General features: G+C 72.4%; 15 protein-coding genes. 2 read left to right on the top strand and 13 right to left on the bottom strand.

Translation table 11 applies throughout. The features are described from left to right. Window positions 1-172 precede the first annotated feature (172 nt). Complete coding sequence (locus tag ACZ470_RS20595; protein ID WP_468429036.1) at window positions 173-865, bottom strand: metal-dependent transcriptional regulator; 693 nt, start codon at window positions 863-865, stop codon at window positions 173-175. A 226-nt stretch (window positions 866-1,091) separates the two neighbouring features. Between ACZ470_RS20595 and ACZ470_RS20590 the strand changes: the two genes are divergently transcribed. Beyond that, on the top strand, window positions 1,092-1,847 hold the full coding sequence (locus ACZ470_RS20590; RefSeq protein ID WP_468429034.1) for an SIS domain-containing protein: 756 nt from the start codon (window positions 1,092-1,094) through the stop codon (window positions 1,845-1,847). A 206-nt stretch (window positions 1,848-2,053) separates the two neighbouring features. Here the strand turns inward: ACZ470_RS20590 and ACZ470_RS20585 are convergent, their stop codons facing one another. The 3 genes from ACZ470_RS20585 to ACZ470_RS20575 form a co-directional block, all read right to left on the bottom strand. Continuing rightward, the gene (locus ACZ470_RS20585) at window positions 2,054-3,448 is read right to left on the bottom strand and encodes a PAS domain-containing protein (protein WP_468429032.1); all 1,395 of its coding nucleotides are present in this window, start codon (window positions 3,446-3,448) and stop codon (window positions 2,054-2,056) included. A 132-nt stretch (window positions 3,449-3,580) separates the two neighbouring features. After that, window positions 3,581-4,036 carry a GNAT family N-acetyltransferase gene (locus tag ACZ470_RS20580; RefSeq protein ID WP_468429030.1) on the bottom strand — a complete coding sequence of 152 codons (456 nt, stop codon included), beginning with the start codon at window positions 4,034-4,036 and terminating at the stop codon, window positions 3,581-3,583. A 313-nt stretch (window positions 4,037-4,349) separates the two neighbouring features. After that, window positions 4,350-5,450, bottom strand: coding sequence for a citrate synthase 2 (locus ACZ470_RS20575; protein WP_468429028.1), 1,101 nt, complete (start codon window positions 5,448-5,450; stop codon window positions 4,350-4,352). 292 nt (window positions 5,451-5,742) lie between these two features. Between ACZ470_RS20575 and pdxH the strand changes: the two genes are divergently transcribed. Beyond that, entirely contained in the window at window positions 5,743-6,411 is a 669-nt protein-coding gene (gene pdxH / locus ACZ470_RS20570) for a pyridoxamine 5'-phosphate oxidase (protein ID WP_468429026.1), read from the top strand. A 9-nt stretch (window positions 6,412-6,420) separates the two neighbouring features. Here pdxH and ACZ470_RS20565 read toward each other — a convergent pair whose 3' ends face one another. Genes ACZ470_RS20565 through ACZ470_RS20525 form a run of 9 tightly spaced genes read right to left on the bottom strand, consistent with a single transcriptional unit; the run spans window position 6,421 to window position 17,105 of the window. Beyond that, window positions 6,421-7,002, bottom strand: a complete 582-nt coding sequence (locus ACZ470_RS20565) for a hypothetical protein (protein WP_468429024.1) — start codon at window positions 7,000-7,002, stop codon at window positions 6,421-6,423. A gap of 34 nt (window positions 7,003-7,036) precedes the next feature. Next, window positions 7,037-7,651 carry a TetR/AcrR family transcriptional regulator gene (locus tag ACZ470_RS20560; RefSeq protein ID WP_468429023.1) on the bottom strand — a complete coding sequence of 205 codons (615 nt, stop codon included), beginning with the start codon at window positions 7,649-7,651 and terminating at the stop codon, window positions 7,037-7,039. Then, on the bottom strand, window positions 7,639-8,373 hold the full coding sequence (locus ACZ470_RS20555) for an enoyl-CoA hydratase family protein (protein ID WP_468429021.1): 735 nt from the start codon (window positions 8,371-8,373) through the stop codon (window positions 7,639-7,641). The genes ACZ470_RS20560 and ACZ470_RS20555 overlap by 13 nt, the downstream gene beginning before the upstream one ends. Further along, window positions 8,370-9,950: a 4-coumarate--CoA ligase family protein gene (locus ACZ470_RS20550; protein ID WP_468429019.1), complete on the bottom strand. Its 1,581-nt coding sequence runs from the start codon at window positions 9,948-9,950 to the stop codon at window positions 8,370-8,372. The genes ACZ470_RS20555 and ACZ470_RS20550 overlap by 4 nt, the downstream gene beginning before the upstream one ends. Before the next feature lie 36 nt (window positions 9,951-9,986). Continuing rightward, entirely contained in the window at window positions 9,987-11,132 is a 1,146-nt protein-coding gene (locus ACZ470_RS20545; protein WP_468429017.1) for an acyl-CoA dehydrogenase family protein, read from the bottom strand. A 54-nt stretch (window positions 11,133-11,186) separates the two neighbouring features. Next, window positions 11,187-13,031, bottom strand: coding sequence for an acetyl/propionyl/methylcrotonyl-CoA carboxylase subunit alpha (locus tag ACZ470_RS20540; RefSeq protein WP_468429015.1), 1,845 nt, complete (start codon window positions 13,029-13,031; stop codon window positions 11,187-11,189). Between the two features lie 5 nt (window positions 13,032-13,036). Continuing rightward, window positions 13,037-14,635 carry an acyl-CoA carboxylase subunit beta gene (locus ACZ470_RS20535; RefSeq protein ID WP_468429013.1) on the bottom strand — a complete coding sequence of 533 codons (1,599 nt, stop codon included), beginning with the start codon at window positions 14,633-14,635 and terminating at the stop codon, window positions 13,037-13,039. Next, entirely contained in the window at window positions 14,632-16,314 is a 1,683-nt protein-coding gene (locus ACZ470_RS20530; protein WP_468429011.1) for an acyclic terpene utilization AtuA family protein, read from the bottom strand. Before ACZ470_RS20530 ends, ACZ470_RS20535 begins: the two co-directional genes overlap by 4 nt. Continuing rightward, window positions 16,311-17,105: a TIGR03084 family metal-binding protein gene (locus ACZ470_RS20525; protein WP_468429009.1), complete on the bottom strand. Its 795-nt coding sequence runs from the start codon at window positions 17,103-17,105 to the stop codon at window positions 16,311-16,313. Before ACZ470_RS20525 ends, ACZ470_RS20530 begins: the two co-directional genes overlap by 4 nt. Window positions 17,106-17,214: the final 109 nt, after the last annotated feature.

The raw sequence follows: 17,214 nt of genomic DNA, 5'->3' as shown, positions 1-17,214 counted from the left end.
GGGGTGACATCTCTGTCGGGCCCGGCCAGAGCCCCTCAGGTCATATGCCTCACGCGACAGCCTTGCACGCGAACCCGGCGAGCGCTGCCGTTCCCCGCAGTGGATCGAGAAATCGGCGCGTTCGCACCGGCGGGCGTGAATCGCTCGCCCGGCCGGTCCCGGCCGCCGCCGGTCAGGGCTTGGCCACGAACACGTGCGAGGCCACCTCCGAGTCCAGCTCGGCCGCCTCGCCGCTGCTGCCCACCAGCACGCCGCCCGCCGACTCGGTCACGCTGACCACCGAACCGGGCTGTACGCCCGCCCGGCGCAGCGTGTACATCAGCTGCGCGTCCGTCTGGATCGGCTCGCCGATCCGGCGCACCACGACCGTCTTGCCCCCGGCGCCCGGGTCGAGGTCGGCCAGCGACACCATGCCCTCGTCCAGGAACGGGTCGGCGCCGTCCTTCTCGCCCAGCTCCTCCAGGCCCGGGATCGGGTTTCCGTACGGCGACTCGGTCGGGTGCCTCAGCAGCTCCAGCACGCGGCGCTCGACGGCCTCGCTCATCACGTGCTCCCAGCGACACGCCTCCGCGTGGACCTGCTCCCACTCCAGGCCGATCACGTCGACGAGGAGACACTCGGCGAGGCGGTGCTTGCGCATCACACGCGTGGCCAGCCGGCGGCCCTCGTCGGTGAGCTCCAGGTGCCGGTCGGGGGCGACGGACACCAGGCCGTCGCGCTCCATGCGCGCCACCGTCTGGCTGACCGTCGGCCCGCTCTGGTCGAGCCGCTCGGCGATCCGGGCGCGCATGGGGACCACACCTTCCTCCTCAAGCTCGAGGATGGTGCGGAGATACATCTCCGTGGTGTCGATCAGTCCGGACATACTCGCCCCTCGATGAGATCTGCGGATTGGCTCTGCCGGAGGCCGGGGCTCACCGGCGCGTGCGCTGGCCCAGGACTCAATTCTGACGCATACGACGGACAACCGGGCCGCGCCATGAGAACGAGGGCCTTCCGGGCGGGAAACCGGGCCCTCGGGCGCCGTATTGACAGCGCACTGGTCCAGACCGCACGGTGATCCGCAACACTCCTCCCCGAAGGGATGCCGCATGAGCGACCGCACGCCGGCCGATCGGTTCCTCGACGCCGCGATCGACCTGCTCCAGCGGATCCGCGACGAGGAGGCCGAGTCCGTCGCGGCGGCGGGCACCCTGCTGGCCGACACGGTCGCGGACGGCGGGCGTCTCTTCGCCTTCGGCGCGGGGCACTCGTCGCTCGCCGCGCAGGATCTCGTCTACCGGGCGGGCGGCCTCGCGCTGATGAACCTGCTCACCGTGCCGGGGGTCGTCGGCGTCGACGTCATGCCGGCCACGCTGGGCTCCGCCCTGGAACGCGTCGACGGGCTCGCGGGTGTCGTACTCGACGCCTCGCCGCTCCGCGCGGGCGACGTGCTGATCATCATCTCCCTGTCCGGGCGCAACGCGCTGCCCGTGGAGATGGCGATGAAGGCCCGCCGGCTGGGCGTGCGGGTGATCGGCGTGACCTCCGTGGCCTACGCGACGCAGACGTCGTCCCGGCACTCCTCCGGGACGTTCCTGAAGGACCACTGCGATCTCGTGCTGGACTCCGGTATCGCGGTCGGTGACGCGGAGCTCACCCATGACAACGTGCCGGCGCCGTTCGCGCCCGCGTCGACGGTCGTCACGACGGCCCTGCTCCAGGCGGTCATGGCCACGGCGGCGGCGACGCTTGCCGATCGGGGGATCGAGCCGCCGCTGCTGCGGTCCGGGAACGTGGACGGCGGCCACGACTGGAACGCGCGGATCCTCGCCGACTACGCCGACCGCATCTTCTACCACCACTGACCCGCGGGGGCCCAGGCTCTTCTTCGCCCCCGCCGCCCCTTCCCGTCCCGACCCGGGGGCGCTGCCCCCGGACCCCCGCTCCTCAAACGCCGGAGGGGCTAAGTTTCAGCCCGTCCGGCGTTTGAGGACGAGGCCCGAAGGGCCGAAGGGGGGTCTGGGGGCGCAGCCCCCAGGGACGGGAACGGGAAGGGGCGGCGGGGGCGACATCAATGGTCGGGATCGACGAGGACCGCCAGGTCCAGGGCCGTGGCGATGTGGATCGCCACGTCCTCCGCGTACATCGCGTCGGACCGCTCGAACGCATTGCGCGCCGCCGTGCGCAGAAACGTCACGGCACCAAGCGTCCGGCCACGACTCCGCAGCACCGTGCACAGCGCGTGCACCGTATCCGCCGGCCACTGCCGCGACAGCGCCCACGCCCGCGCCTCCTCCGCCGCCATGGAGCCGACGTCCGCCCGGACCGTCCCGGCCCGCTCGACGCACTGCACGGCCGGATGCCCCTCGCCGTACCGCACCGGCAGCCCCGCCCGGCCGGCCAGCCTGCTCGGTCCCGGCGCGCCGGACGGAGTGGCGGCGATCCGTACCAGCCGCACCCGGTCGGCGTCCTCCGCGCCATCGGCCACGCGGTCGATCAGCGCGTGGTCGGCGAACCCGGCGAGGGCGAAGTCCAGATGGATCGTCGCCGCCTCCGCCGGATCCTCGCACTCCGCCGCCGCGCGCGCCGCGCGGTGCAGCTGCTGCGCCCGGAACCGCAGCAGCGACGCCTCCTGCTCCCCCTGCCGTGACTCGGTCACGTCCTGGAACAGCCAGCCGACCCCGAGCGGCACCGGCTCCTCCGCGAGCGGTGACGCCAGCCGCACGAACCCGCTCCGCCAGCACCGCCGCCGTTCGCCCTCCGCCGTGCGTACGCTCACCCACAGCTCGGCCGGCGCGGGCGGCGCGCCCTCGGCGAGGACATGGGTGAGCGCGCTCTCCAGCTCCTCCACGCCCTGGGACAGCAGCTCCCCGAGAGGCCGCCCCAGGACGGACGTACGCCCCGCGCCCAGCGCACGCGCGGCGTGCGCGTTCACCACCGCGGGCCGCAGATCGGCGTCGACCAGGACGACGCCCCAGCTCGCCTCCTCCAGCAGCGCCTCGCTCAGCGCGATGGACCGCTCCAGGTCGATCTGCGCGTGCACCTCGCTGAACGCGCAGTACACACCGGCCGGCTTCCCGTCGGGACCGCGCACGGCCGCGGACTGCGTCCGCACCAGCACCCGGCCGCCGTCCTTCGTCAGCAGCGCGAACTCGTTCACCTGCCGGCCCGGGGCGTCCATGGCCGACATCAGCCGCGCCTCGACCTCCTCGGCGTCCGCGCTGCGCACGGCCCACCCGGCGAATCCGGGCCGCCCGACCGCCTCCGCGGCGGTCCAGCCGAGGATCCGCTCCGCCTCACGGTTCCAGTGCGTCACCACCCCGGCCGCGTCGAACGCGCACAGGGCGGCGTCCATGCCGTCGAGCAGCGCGGCGAGCAGATCGGAGCCGTCCGAGCCCTCCCGCTCGGGCCCGGGCTCGTCCGGCCCCAGCTCGTCGGTGGTCCCACTACGCCTGGAAGCACTCACCTGGACCCCCTGCAGGCTGCGTCCGCACGTACGGCACGACGGTTCGCTCACTTGCAATCATTCAACTTGAACGTGATGCAGCGCACATCGAGTTCCCACAAGATTGAGAGAATCGTTGTACGCCACAGTTCCCTAGGACGGCGAGGACACCAGCCGCAGGTCGACCCACTCGTCGCTCTCGCCGTCCAGCACGTACCGCTCCCGCTCGACGAACCCGCGTGCCCCGGCGAACCGCAGCCCCTCGGTGTTGGCCGCCAGCACCACGGTCTCGACCTCCTCGGCGCCGAGCCCCCGCGCGTGCGCCAGCCCCGCCTCGTACAGCGCCGCCCCGTACCCCAGGCCCCGGTGCTCGGGCAGCACCCGCGCGATGACCGTCGCCACGGCCTCCTTCCCCGCCGGGGGCCGCACCGTGGAGCAGCCGACGAGCACGTCACCGGCGTACGCGTTGTCCAGCCGGTACCCGCGCGCGACGCGCTCCCGCGCCTCGTCGAGCGTCATCGCGGCGGGCGGCACGATCACGTTGTGGACGTGCCGCCACTGCTCCAGCATGGCGTCGCCGTCGACGGCTGCGATACGAAGATCACTCATCGTGCAAGCCAAGCGCGGTCGCGCGCGGAGGTCAACGAAAAAAGTGGTTGATCCGGCGCGCATCGCTTCTTAGGGTGGCGGTACTTCGGAAAGGAGGTGGTTCGGCAGATGTATGAGAACCGGACGGAAGAGGTGGCTGCGGGCTAGTGGCCCGCCGTCGTACTCGGTTCGGCGCCGGACCAGCGTGTGCGCGATACACGCAGCCGGCCTAATCCAACGCAGTCACCCGACCCGCGAGTCGCCGGTAACGTCCGGCCGGCTCCTCCCGAGGGAGGAACCAGACTCGCGGGTCGCCTGCGTTCACGGGCCCGGTTCAGCGGGCGATGTCCGCGTAGCCCTCGATCTCGCGCGGGTCGCGCGTGCCGGGGCCGACATAGCGGGCCGACGGCCGGACCAGACGGCCCGTGCGCTTCTGCTCCAGGATGTGCGCCGACCAGCCCGCCGTACGGGCGCAGGTGAACATCGAGGTGAACATGTGCGCCGGGACCTCGGCGAAGTCCAGCACGATGGCCGCCCAGAACTCGACGTTGGTGGCGAGGACCCGGTCGGGCCGGCGGGCGTGGAGCTCGGCCAGGGCGGCCTTCTCCAGCGCCTCGGCGACCTCGAAGCGCGGGGCGCCGAGATCGCGGGCGGTGCGGCGCAGCACGCGGGCGCGGGGGTCCTCCGCGCGGTAGACGCGGTGGCCGAAGCCCATGAGGCGTTCGCCCTTGTCGAGGGCCTGCTTGACGTACGCCTCGGCGTCCCCGGTGCGCTCGATCTCCTCGATCATGCCCAGCACGCGCGAGGGCGCGCCGCCGTGCAGCGGGCCGGACATGGCGCCGACGGCGCCCGAGAGGGCCGCCGCGACGTCCGCGCCGGTCGACGCGATGACCCGCGCGGTGAACGTGGAGGCGTTCATGCCGTGCTCGGCGGCCGACGTCCAGTACGCGTCGACGGCCGCGACGTGCCGGGGGTCGGGCTCGCCGCGCCAGCGGATCATGAAGCGTTCGACGATGGACTCGGCCTTGTCGATCTCCCGCTGCGGCACCATGGGCAGGCCCTGGCCGCGCGCGGACTGGGCGACGTAGGACAGGGCCATGACGGCGGCGCGGGCGAGGTCGTCGCGCGCCTGCTCGGCATCGATGTCCAGCAGCGGTTTCAGACCCCACACGGGGGCCAGCATGGCCAGCGCGGACTGCACGTCGACGCGGATGTCACCGGAGTGCACGGGGATCGGGAACGGCTCGGCGGGCGGCAGTCCGGGGTTGAACGCCCCGTCGACGAGCAGTCCCCAGACGTTGCCGAAGGAGACGTGACCGACCAGATCCTCGATGTCGACGCCCCGGTACCGCAGGGCGCCGCCCTCCTTGTCCGGTTCGGCGATCTCCGTCTCGAACGCGACGACTCCTTCGAGACCGGGTACGAAGTCGGACATCTGGCGGCTCCTTGTGAGGTGGGTGACAGATGGTGTTGTGGGGTGGGACGACCATGTGTCGGCAGTCGGCAGAACCTCGGGCGCACGTCCGGGGGATCCACGGTCCGTTCGAAGGGACTCGCGGTCCGGGACGTCATCCCTGTGATGCCCGGCTGGCGGTCACCCAACCGGATCAGTGCCAGCACGATATCCCCGAGTGCCATCTTTGGGGAGAGTTCGCGGCACTCAGTGCCACCACGTGACGAAGGACACCACGGCCCCCGGGGCGCCGCGCATACGGCAGGATGACGGCGTGACCGACCGAGACGCCGTCCCCTTCGATCTCGCCTCGATGCGCAAGCAGTACCGGACCGAGGGGCTCTCCGAGACCGACCTGGCCGCCACTCCCGTCGAGCAGTTCGCGCGCTGGTTCAAGCAGGCCGCGACGGACGGCGGGCTGTTCGAGCCGAACGCCATGATCGTCTCGACGGCGGACGCGGCGGGAAGGCCCAGCTCACGCACGGTGCTGCTGAAGCACTTCGACGACGACGGGTTCGTCTTCTACACGAACTACGACTCCCGCAAGGGCCGCGACCTGGCCGAGAACCCCCATGTCTCGCTGCTGTTCCCCTGGCACCCGATGGCCCGGCAGGTCATCGTCACCGGCACCGCGCGCCGCACCGGCCGCGACGAGACGGCCGCGTACTTCCGCACCCGCCCGCACGGCTCCCAGCTGGGCGCGTGGGCCAGCGGCCAGTCGTCGGTCGTCTCCGGCCGGGCGGAGCTGGACGCGTCGTACGCCGACCTGGCGGCGCGCTACCCGGAGCACGAGCAGGTACCTGTACCGCCCCACTGGGGCGGCTTCCGCGTGGTCCCGGAGTCGGTGGAGTTCTGGCAGGGGCGCGAGAACCGCCTGCACGACCGCCTGCGGTACGTCAGCGAGGCGGGCGGGACCTGGCGGGTGGAGAGGCTGAGCCCGTGAGGCGGGGCATCACAGCTTGCCCCACACCAGCCGGGGGCGGTGACCGCCGAGGGCGTGGGAGAACCGGGTCAGGAACTCCGGTGTGAACTCGGGCCAGTTCCAGAACTCGAAGCCGAGGTGGGCGAAGGTGAGGTAGTCGTCGGCCCAGCGCCACTCGGGGAGCGGGACGGGCTCGGCGCAGGCCGGGCACGCGACCTGCGCCTGCCCGGTTTCGTACCAGGCGTCCATGGCGTCGCGGAAGGGCTCCCAGACGCCGTCGATCGGGTCCCACTCTTCCGTGACGAACCGTGTGGTGGCGGCACACCGCGGGCAGGTCACCGCCTCCGGTTCGCCCTGGCCGCCGTCGAAGACCGTGCGCCCGACCTTCACGGCCAGTCCGTCCGACGGCTCCCAGTCGGCGTCCTCCTCCGCCACGGCACGGTGCCAGTGCGGACCGGGCGGATGCCCGAGCGGCTCGCCGAGGACACAGCCGGTGCGCTCGGCGAGGACGATGCCCTCGGCCACGAGCCACGCGACCGCGCGGTCCGCGAGCCGCGCGGCCTCGTCGGGGCCCGCGTCGAGGTCGACGATCGTCTGGAAGTGATCACCCATGCGGAGACCGTAGACCCCGCCTCTGACAACGGCCTCAGCCCAGCGCCTCGTCCAGCAGCACCGCCCACTGCGCCACCACACGCTCGCGGCGGGCCGTGTCGTCGGTGAGGAGGTTGGCGAGGCCCAGGCCACGGGCCATGTCCAACAGGCCCTGCACGGTTTCGCGGACGCCGGGGCGGGATTCGTCCGCGCCCAGGAGTTCGACGGCGATGCGGTGGGTCTCGCGGCCGACGCGCAGCTCCAGCTCGGTGACGCGCGGACGCAGCTGTTCCTCGTTGGAGGCGGCGACCCACAGATGGAGCGCCGCGCGGAAGACGGGGCCGGTGTAGAGGTCGACGAGGGCCGCGATCACCGCGCGGCGGTCGCCGGCCGCGGCGCCGTCGGGGAACAGGGCGCGCAGGGCGGTGGAGCGTTCCTCGGCCACGTACTCGACGGCGGCCGTGAAGAGGTCCTCACGGGTGGGGAAGTGGTGCTGGGCGGCTCCCCGGGAGACGCCCGCGCGTTCGGCGACGACGGAGACCGTGGAGCCCGCCCAGCCGTGTTCGGCGAGGCAGGCCACGGCGGCCTCCAGGAGCCGCTGCCGGGTGGCCCGGCTGCGGTCCTGCTTGGGGACTCGTTCCGCACGGTCGGCCGTGCTCACACCACCCATTCCGGATCCCGTCGTTCGAGGAAGGCCGTCATTCCCTCGCGCGCGTGGGCGGAGGCGAAGAGGCGCGCCGAGAGCGCGGTCAGGTCGGCCGCGTCCCGGTCGAAGGTCTCCAGCACCCTAGCCGTGAGCAGCCGTTTCGTCTCGGCCAGGGCCTCGGGGGCGGATCGGCGCAGCCCGTCGAGGATCGGCGCGAGGACCTCGTCGACGTCGTCACCGGCGGCGGTGAGCAGGCCGATGCGGGCGGCCTCGGCGGTGTCCAGGCGTTCGCCGGTGAGGTAGTAGCGGGCCAGTGCGCGCGGGTCGGTGCGGGGTAGCAGCGGCAGCGAGATGACGGCGGGCGCGACACCGATGCGGACCTCGGTGAACGCGAACGTCGCCGCGCGGGACGCGACGGCGATGTCGCAGGCGGCGAGCAGGCCGAGCCCGCCCGCGCGGACATGACCGGTGACCCGCGCGACGACCGGTTTCGGCAGCTCGACGATCCGCCGCAGCAGACCGACGAGCGCGTCCGGCGCGGGCGGGTCGCGCAGGTCCGCGCCCGCGCTGAACGTGTTGCCGGTGTGGGTGAGCACCACCGCGCGGACGCCGGTGTCCTCACCGGCGTCGGTGAGCGCGTCGGCCAGCTCACCGACGAGCGCGGCGGACAGGGCGTTGCGGTGCCGCGGGGCGTCGAGGCTGAGCGTTTCGACGCCCCGCGCGCGGGTGCGGCCGATCAGGGTCACGAGGGCTCCTTGCGCGCCGCGCGGAGTTCGCGGCGCAGGATCTTTCCGGAGGCGGCGCGCGGGACGCCGTCGATGAAGGTGACGTGCCGGACCCTCTTGTAGGGGGCGACGCGTTCGGCGACGTACATCATGATCTCGCCCTCGGACAGCTCCGGGACGGACGGCTGACGGACGACGTAGGCGTGCGGGACCTCGTTGCCGTCCTCGTTGTAGACCCCGATGACGGCGGCGTCGGCGACACCGGGGTGGGTGAGGAGCAGCGCCTCGAGCTCGGCGGGGGCGACCTGGAAGCCCTTGTACTTGATCAGCTCCTTCACGCGGTCGACGACGAACAGCCAGCCGTTCTCGTCCGCGTGGCCGACGTCTCCGGTGTGCAGCCAGCTGTCCGCGTCGATCATCGCGGCGGTGGCGTCGGGCCGGCCGAGGTAGCCCTTCATGACCTGCGGGCCACGGATGAGGATCTCGCCGGACTCTCCGGGTCCGAGGTCCTTGCCGGGGTCGTCGAGGGAGACGATCCGCATCTCGGTGCCGGCGATCAGCTTGCCGACGGTGCCGGGAGGCGCCTCCCGCATCGCGTCCAGGGGCACGACGTGGGTGCCGGGCGAAAGTTCCGTCATGCCGTACGCCTGGCCGACGGGCGGCAGCCCCAGCCGCCGCGCGCAGGCCGCGGCGAGGCCCGCGTCCAGGGGCGCGGCGGCGCTGATGACGTACTTCAGTGAGCTGAGGTCGTACTGGGCGACCAGCGGGTGCTTGGCGAGGGCCAGGACGATCGGCGGGGCCACGTACAGGCCCGTGATGCGGTGGTTCTGGATGGCCGCGAGGAACGTCTCCAGGTCGAAGCGCGGCAGGACGACGACGGTGGCGCCCACCCGCAGCGGGGCGTTCATCAGGGCCGTCAGCCCGTAGATGTGGAAGAACGGCAGGACGGCGAGGACGCGGTCGCCCGGGCCCGCAGTGATCAGCGGATGGAGCTGCGCGAGGTTGGTGGCGATCTGGCGGTGGGTGAGCATCACGCCCTTGGGGACGCCGGTCGTGCCGGAGGAGTACGGCAGCGCGGCGACGTCCTCGACCGGGTCGATGGCGACGACCGGCTCGGGGGCGGTGGAGGCCAGCATGTCGATCAGGGAACGGTGTCCCGGCGCGCTGTCGCAGACGAAGATCTCCTCGATCCCGCCGGCCAGCTCGGCGGCCCTCCGCGCGGTGTCCAGCAACGGCGAGACGGTGACGATCCAGCGGGCCGCGCAGTCCTTCAGTTGCTTGCCGAACTCCTCGGCGGTGGCGAGCGGGTGCACGGTGGTGACGGAGGCACCCGCGCGGGTGGCCGCGTAGAAGGCGGTGGGGAAGGCGATCGTGTTGGGGCTGTGCAGGGCGAGCACGTCCCCCTTGCGCACGCCCGCCTCGGCGAGAGCGGCGGCGACACGCCGGTGGAAGCGGTCCACCTGCTCGTAGGTGAGGGTGGTGCCGTCGGTGCCGTCGATCAGCGCCGGGGTGCTCCCGAACTCGGCGGCGCGGGCCAGCACGGCCTCGTGGATGGGGAGTTCGACGGGTGCTACGTCTGCGTACTCGCTGCGGAACATGGTTCCTCCAAGACGGCCGAAGGGGCCAGGTACGGCTCAGTACGACTTGGGCAGGCCCAGGGTCTGGTGGGAGACGTAGTTGAGGATCATCTCCCGGCTCACCGGAGCGATACGGGACACACGCGCGGCGGTGATCAGCGAGGCGAGCCCGAACTCACGCGTGAGGCCGTTCCCGCCGAGGGTGTGCACCGCCTGGTCGACGGCCTTCACACACGCCTCGGCCGCCGCGTACTTGGCCATGTTGGCGGCCTCGCCCGCGCCCATGTCGTCACCGGCGTCGTAGAGGTGGGCGGCCTTCTGCATCATCAGGCGGGCGAGTTCGAGGTCGATGTGCGCCTGGGCGAGGGGATGGGCGATGGCCTGGTGGGAGCCGATGGGCGCCTTCCAGACGGTGCGCTCTCGCGCGTACTCGACGGCGCGGGCGAGCGCGTAGCGGCCCATGCCGATCGCGAAGGCGGCGGTCATGATGCGTTCGGGGTTGAGACCGGCGAAGAGCTGGAGCAGGCCCGCGTCCTCGTCGCCGACGAGCGCGTCGGCGGGCAGGCGTACGTCGTCGAGGGTCAGCTCGAACTGCTTCTCGGCGGCGTTGAGTTCCATGTCGATCTTCCGGCGCTCGAAACCGGGGGTGTCCCGGGGGACGATGAACAGGCAGGGCTTGAGCCTGCCGGTGCGGGCGTCCTCGGTGCGGCCGACGATGAGGGTGGCGTCGGCGATGTCGACGCCGCTGACGAAGACCTTGCGGCCGGTGAGGAGCCAGTCCCCGGTGCCGGGGTCGCGGCGGGCGGTGGTGGTGATGCGGTGGCTGTTGGAGCCGGCGTCGGGTTCGGTGATGCCGAAGGCCATCAGGCGGCTGCCGTCGGCCAGGGCGGGGAGCCATTCGCGTTTCTGGGCCTCGGTGCCGAAGCGGGCGATGACCGTGCCGCAGATCGCCGGGGAGACGATCATCATCAGCAGGGGGTTGCCGGCGGCGCCCATCTCTTCGAGGACGAGGCAGAGTTCGGTGATGCCGCCGCCACCACCGCCGTATGCCTCCGGCAGGTTGACGCCGATGTAGCCGAGCTTGGCGGCGTCCTGCCAGAAGGAGCGGTTGTCCGTGCCGGGGGCGTGGGGGTGTTTCGTCGCGAACGCGGCGACGGCCTCGCGGAGGGCCTTGTGCTCTTCCGATTCGATGAGGGTGGTCATGTGGCTCCTTCGGCTGCGGGTTGTTTGTGGCTGGTCGCGCAGTTCCCCGCGCCCCTAGGGAGTTGCCTCCACGACCGCCAGAAGGGCGCCGACTTCCACTTGCTGTCCCGGTGTTGCATCGAGGGCGATGAGGATTCCCGTGGCCGGGGACGTGATCTTGTGTTGCATCTTCATTGCCTCCAGCCAGAGGAGGGGCTGGCCGGCCTCCACCGGGGAGCCCTCGGTCAGGCCCTCGGCGATGCGGACGACCGTGCCCGGCATGGGGGCGAGGAGGGAGCCGGGGGCGTGTTGGGCGGTGGGGTCGGGGAAGCGGGGGAGGGCGGTGAGGGCGGTGGCGCCCACGTGCACCTGGTCGCCGTAGCGGTGGACCTCGAACCTGCGGCGTACGCCGTCCACCTCCAGGACCACCAGCCCCGCGTCGGCGTGCACCACCCGCACCCCGTCGGCCGTGAGGCCGTCGCGCGTGTGCCGGTAGCGGACCTCGTGCTCCTCCCCCGCCATCGCGTACCGCTTGACCTGGGGCCGCGAGGGCAGGTTGCGCCAGCCGCCGAAGCGGGAGCGGCCGTGGGCGTCGGCGAGGGCGGCGGCCAGCGGGGCGTGGGGGTCGGGGGCGGGGGCGGTCAGTTCGGGCAGGTGGCGGTCGTAGAAGCCGGTGTCCATACGGCCTTCCGTGAACTCCTCGTGCCGCAGGGAGCGGACGAGGAGGTCCCGGTTGGTGACGGGGCCGTGGATCTCCGCGCGTTCCAGCGCGGACGCGAGTGTGCGGAGCGCCTCCGCGCGGGTGGGGGCGTGGGCGACGACCTTGGCGAGCATGGGGTCGTAGTGGACCCCGATGTCGTCGCCGTCCTCGTAACCGGTGTCCAGGCGCACCGCGTCGGGGACGGCCAGGCGGTGCAGGCGGCCGGTCTGCGGGGCCCACTCGTGGGCGGGGTCCTCGGCGTAGAGGCGGGTCTCGACGGCGTGTCCCCGCGCGGGTGGAGGGTTGTCCGCGAGGGCGTGGCCCTCGGCGACGCGGATCTGCTCGGCGACGAGATCGAGCCCGAAGACGGACTCCGTCACCGGGTGTTCCACCTGGAGGCGGGTGTTCATCTCCAGGAAGTGCGCCCGGTCCCCGGCGACCAGGAACTCGACGGTCCCGGCGCCGACGTAGGCGACGGCGCGGGCGGCGCGTACGGCGAGGGCGTGGAGTTCGTCCTTGAGCCCCGGGGTCAGTCCGGGCGCCGGGGCCTCCTCGATCACCTTCTGGTGGCGACGCTGGAGGGAGCAGTCGCGGGTGCCGAGCGCCCACACCGTGCCGTGCGTGTCTGCGAGGATCTGCACCTCGACGTGCCGTCCGCCCTCCACATAGGGCTCGACGAACACCTCGCCGTCACCGAAGGCGCTCGCGGCCTCCGCGCGGGCGGCGGCCAGTTCGCCGTCCAGGTCGGCGAGGCGCCGTACGACGCGCATCCCGCGTCCGCCGCCGCCCGCCGCCGCCTTCACCAGCACGGGCAGGTCGGCCTCGGTGACCTCGCGCAGGGGCTCGATCCCCATGAGTTCCTTGGCGCGCGTCTTGGACGCCATCGCCTCGATCGCCTCCGGGGGCGGCCCGATCCACACCAGGCCGGCGTCCCGCACGGCCCGCGCGAAGTCGGCGTTCTCGGAGAGGAAGCCGTAACCGGGGTGCACGGCGTCCGCACCGGCCGCGAGGGCGGCCTTCACGATGAGTTCGCCGCGCAGGTAGGTGTCGGCGGGCGCCGACCCCGGCAGTCGTACGGCGGTGTCGGCCACGCGCGCGTGGAGGGCGTTTTCGTCGGCGTCCGAGTGCACCGCGACCGTCCGGATTCCCAACTGGCGGCAGGTGCGCATGACACGGCAGGCGATCTCGCCCCGGTTCGCCACAAGAACGGAAGTAATCACGGGCCTCACATCCGGAAGACGCCGAAGCCACCGCGCGCACCCTCGTAGGGGGCGGTGTGGATGGCGGACAGGCACAGGCCGAGGACGGTGCGGGTGTCGCGCGGGTCGATGACGCCGTCGTCGTACAGCCGCCCGGACAGGAACATCGGCAGCGACTCGGACTCGATCTGCTGCTCCACCATGGCGCGCAGCGCCGCGTCCGCCTCGTCGTCGTACGGCCGTCCCTTCGCCGCCGCCGACTGCCGGGCGACGATGGACAGCACACCGGCGAGCTGCTGCGGGCCCATGACGGCGGACTTGGCGCTGGGCCAGGCGAAGAGGAAGCGCGGGTCGTAGGCGCGACCGCACATGCCGTAGTGCCCGGCGCCGTAGGAGGCGCCCATGAGGACGGACAGGTGGGGGACCTTCGAGTTGCTGACCGCGTTGATCATCATCGCGCCGTGCTTGATGATGCCGCCCTGCTCGTACTCCTTGCCGACCATGTAGCCGGTGGTGTTGTGCAGGAAGAGCAGCGGGATGTCGCGCTGGTTGGCGAGCTGGATGAACTGGGCGGCCTTCTGGGACTCCTCGCTGAAGAGGACCCCCTGGGCGTTGGCGAGGATGCCGACGGGATAGCCGTGGAGGGTGGCCCAGCCGGTGGTCAGGCTGGGCCCGTAGAGCGGTTTGAACTCGTCGAAGTCGGAGGAGTCGACGATCCGCGCGATGACCTCGCGCGGGTCGAAGGGGATCTTCAGATCGCTCGGGACGATGCCCAGCAGCTCGTCCTCGTCGTACTTGGGCGGGGCGGCCTGCCTTGGATCGTCGTACGCCTTGCGGTGGTTGAGGCGGGCGACGACCCGGCGGGCCTGGCGGAGGGCGTCCGGCTCGTCGACGGCGAAGTAGTCGGCGAGGCCCGACACGCGCGCGTGCATCTCGGCGCCGCCCAGGGACTCGTCGTCGCTCTCCTCGCCGGTGGCCATCTTCACCAGCGGCGGACCGCCGAGGAACACCTTCGCCCGCTCCTTGACCATGATCACGTGGTCGGACATGCCGGGGATGTACGCGCCTCCGGCGGTGGAGTTGCCGAAGACGACGGCGACGGTGGGGATACCGGCCGCCGACAGCCGGGTCAGGTCCCGGAAGATCGCCCCGCCGGGGATGAAGATCTCCTTCTGGGAGGGCAGGTCGGCGCCCCCGGACTCGACGAGGCTGATGCAGGGCAGCCGGTTGGTGAGCGCGATGTCGTTGGCGCGCAGGGCCTTCTTCAGGCTCCAGGGGTTGCTGGCGCCGCCGCGCACGGTCGGGTCGTTGGCGGTGATCAGGCACTCCACGCCCTCGACGACACCGATACCGGTGACGAGGGAGGCACCGACCGCGTACTCGCTCCCCCAGGCCGCCAGCGGGGACAGCTCCAGGAACGGCGTGTCGGGGTCGAGGAGCAGTTCGATGCGCCCGCGGGCGAGCAGCTTGCCGCGCTTCCGGTGCCGCTCGACGTACTTGTCGCCGCCGCCCGCGAGGGCCTTGGCGTGCTCGGCGTCGAGTTCGGCGAGCTTGGCGAGCATGGCCTCGCGGTGCGCCCGGTACTCCGGGTCGGCCGTGTTCAGGGCGGATTCGAGGACCGTCACAGGAGGGCCTCCGGGATGTCGAGGTGCCGGGAGCGCAGCCATTCGCCGAGCGCCTTGGCCTGCGGATCGAAACGGGCCTGCGCGGCGACGCCCTCGCCGAGGATTCCCTCGACGACGAAGTTCAGGGCGCGGAGGTTGGGCAGGGCGTGCCGGGTGACCTTCAGCTCGCGGGCTTCGGGGATCAGCTGCCGGAATCTGTCGACCGTGAGCTCGTGCGCGAGCCACCGCCAGGCGTCGTCGGAGCGGGCCCAGACGCCGACGTTGGCGTCCCCGCCCTTGTCGCCGCTGCGGGCGCCGACGAGAAGCCCGAGGGGTGCCCTTCGTGTGGCCCCGGTCGGCAGCGGTTCGGGGAGTACGGGTTCCGGTACGTCGTCGAGTACGGCGGTGTCGTGGGCCGGGGGCACGGGGATACGGCGCCCGTCGTGGAGGACGGCCACATGGTCGACGTCACCATGGGGGACGTACACATCGTCGAAGACCCCATACGGGGAGCCCTTCCCCGGTGGTGCCATGACATGGAACCCGGGATAGCTCGCCAACGCCAGCTCGATGGCGGCCCCGCTCAGCACCCGCCCCACCGCCTCCTGCGCGGGGTCCCGCACGACGAGCCGCAGCAGCGCGCTCGCGGTCTCCTCGGTGCCGGCGTCGGGCCGGTCGGTGCGCACGAGCTCCCAGCACGTCTCGGCGGGCGGCGACTTGGCGAGCGCGTCGCCCATCTGCTCCCTCACCAGGCGGGCCTTGGACTCGATGTCGAGCCCGGTGAGCACGAACACCACCTCGTTGCGGAACCCGCCGAGCCGGTTGAGCCCGACCTTGAGCGTGGGTGGCGGTGCCTCCCCGCGGACCCCTTCGACGCGCACCCGGTCGGGCCCGTCCTGGGTGAGCCGTACGGTGTCCAGCCGCGCGGTCACGTCCGGTCCCGCGTACCGGGCGCCGCCCGTCTCGTAGAGGAGCTGCGCGGTGACCGTGCCGACGTCGACGAAGCCGCCGGTGCCGGGGTGCTTGGTGATGACGCTGCTGCCGTCGGCGTGGATCTCGGCGAGCGGGAAGCCGGGCCGCCGCAGGTCGCCGGGGCGGCGCTCGCCGAAGAACGCGTAGTTCCCGCCGGTCGCCTGCGCCCCGCACTCCAGCACGTGCCCGGCGACGACGGCCCCCGCGAGCCGGTCGTGGTCCGTCGCCGCCCAGCCGAAGTGCGCGACGGCCGGCCCGGTGACCAGGGCGGCGTCGGTGACCCGCCCGGTGACCACGATGTCGGCGCCCTCGCGGAGACACTCCGCGATGCCGGAGCCGCCGAGGTAGGCGTGGGCGGCGAGGCTGCCGGGGTACCGCGCGGTGAGGTCGTCGCCCTCGACATGGGCCACCCGGACGGGGATGCCGAGCCGGTCGGCGAGGGCGCGTACGGCGTCGGCGAGCCCGGCCGGATTGAGCCCGCCCGCGTTGGTGACGATCCTGACGCCGCGCTCGTGGGCGAGCCCGAGGGTGTCCTCCAGTTGCCGCAGGAAGGTGCGGGCGTATCCGGCGGAAGGGTCCTTCAGCCGGTCGCGGGCGAGGATGAGCATGGTCAGCTCGGCGAGGTAGTCGCCGGTGAGGACGTCGACCTCGCCGCCGGTGAGCATCTCGCGCAGGGCGTCGAAGCGGTCGCCGTAGAAGCCGGAGAAGTTCCCGATGCGCAGGGTCACCGGGCGCCCTCCTTCGGCTCCCGTCCACCGCCGGGCGGCCCGGCGAAGGCCTGCGCGATGTCCAGCCAGCGGTCGGCGTCGGGGCCCTCGGCGACGAGGGCGAGGTCCGCGCGGTGGGCGCGCTGGGTGACGAGGAGACAGAAGTCGAGGGCGGGCCCGGTGACACGCTGGGGGGCGTCCTCGGGACCGTAGGCCCACACCCCGCCGCCCGGTGCGACGAGCTCGACCCGGAAGGGATCGGCCGGCGGGGTGAGCCCGTGCGTGACGTAGGCGAAGTCCCGGGTGCGCACCCCGAGCCACGCCACATGCCTGAGCCTGTCACTCGGTGGCCGCGTCACACCGATCGTCTCCGCCACGTCCAGGCCGTGGGCCCAGGTCTCCATGAGACGGGCGGTGGCCATGGAGGCGGCGGACATGGGCGGCCCGTACCAGGGGAACCGGGCCCCGGCCGGCGCCTCCCGCAGCGCCTTCTCCAGCGCCGCGCGCCCCTCACGCCAGCGCGCGAGCAGCTCGGCGGGCTCGGACCGGGCGTACTCCTCGGCCCCCTCGTCGACGAAGGTGCTCGGGGCGGCGAGTGCCTTCTCCACCAACGCCCGGAACCCGTCGGCGTCGGTGACTGCGAGCAGCGCGGAGCGGTCGGTCCAGGCGAGGTGGGCGATCTGATGGGCGACGGTCCACCCGGCGGCGGGCGTCTCCAGTCTCCACTGCCCGGGACTCAACCCAGCCACGAGCCGGTCGAGCTCCTCACTCTCCTCACGCAGATCGTCGATCACAGGCGTCGGATCGGACACGAGGCGCTCCCCTCGGACACGGAACGGCAGTGCGGCCGGTTGGGGGGAGCATGGCAGCGGCGCCATAAACAAGCAAGCATGCTTGCATGAATTTTTGCGGCCACCGGCC

The sequence above is a fragment of the Streptomyces sp. NPDC031111 genome (assembly GCF_055570675.1).
This window is presented reverse-complemented; position numbering and strand designations above follow the sequence as displayed.

Coding starts and splice junctions, on each gene's coding strand:
- ACZ470_RS20595 (WP_468429036.1), bottom strand. CDS start 865: ATGTCCGGACTGATCGACACCACGGAGATGTATCTCCGCACCATCCTC.
- ACZ470_RS20590 (WP_468429034.1), top strand. CDS start 1,092: ATGAGCGACCGCACGCCGGCCGATCGGTTCCTCGACGCCGCGATCGAC.
- ACZ470_RS20580 (WP_468429030.1), bottom strand. CDS start 4,036: ATGAGTGATCTTCGTATCGCAGCCGTCGACGGCGACGCCATGCTGGAG.
- ACZ470_RS20575 (WP_468429028.1), bottom strand. CDS start 5,450: ATGTCCGACTTCGTACCCGGTCTCGAAGGAGTCGTCGCGTTCGAGACG.
- ACZ470_RS20565 (WP_468429024.1), bottom strand. CDS start 7,002: ATGGGTGATCACTTCCAGACGATCGTCGACCTCGACGCGGGCCCCGAC.
- ACZ470_RS20560 (WP_468429023.1), bottom strand. CDS start 7,651: ATGGGTGGTGTGAGCACGGCCGACCGTGCGGAACGAGTCCCCAAGCAG.
- ACZ470_RS20550 (WP_468429019.1), bottom strand. CDS start 9,950: ATGTTCCGCAGCGAGTACGCAGACGTAGCACCCGTCGAACTCCCCATC.
- ACZ470_RS20545 (WP_468429017.1), bottom strand. CDS start 11,132: ATGACCACCCTCATCGAATCGGAAGAGCACAAGGCCCTCCGCGAGGCC.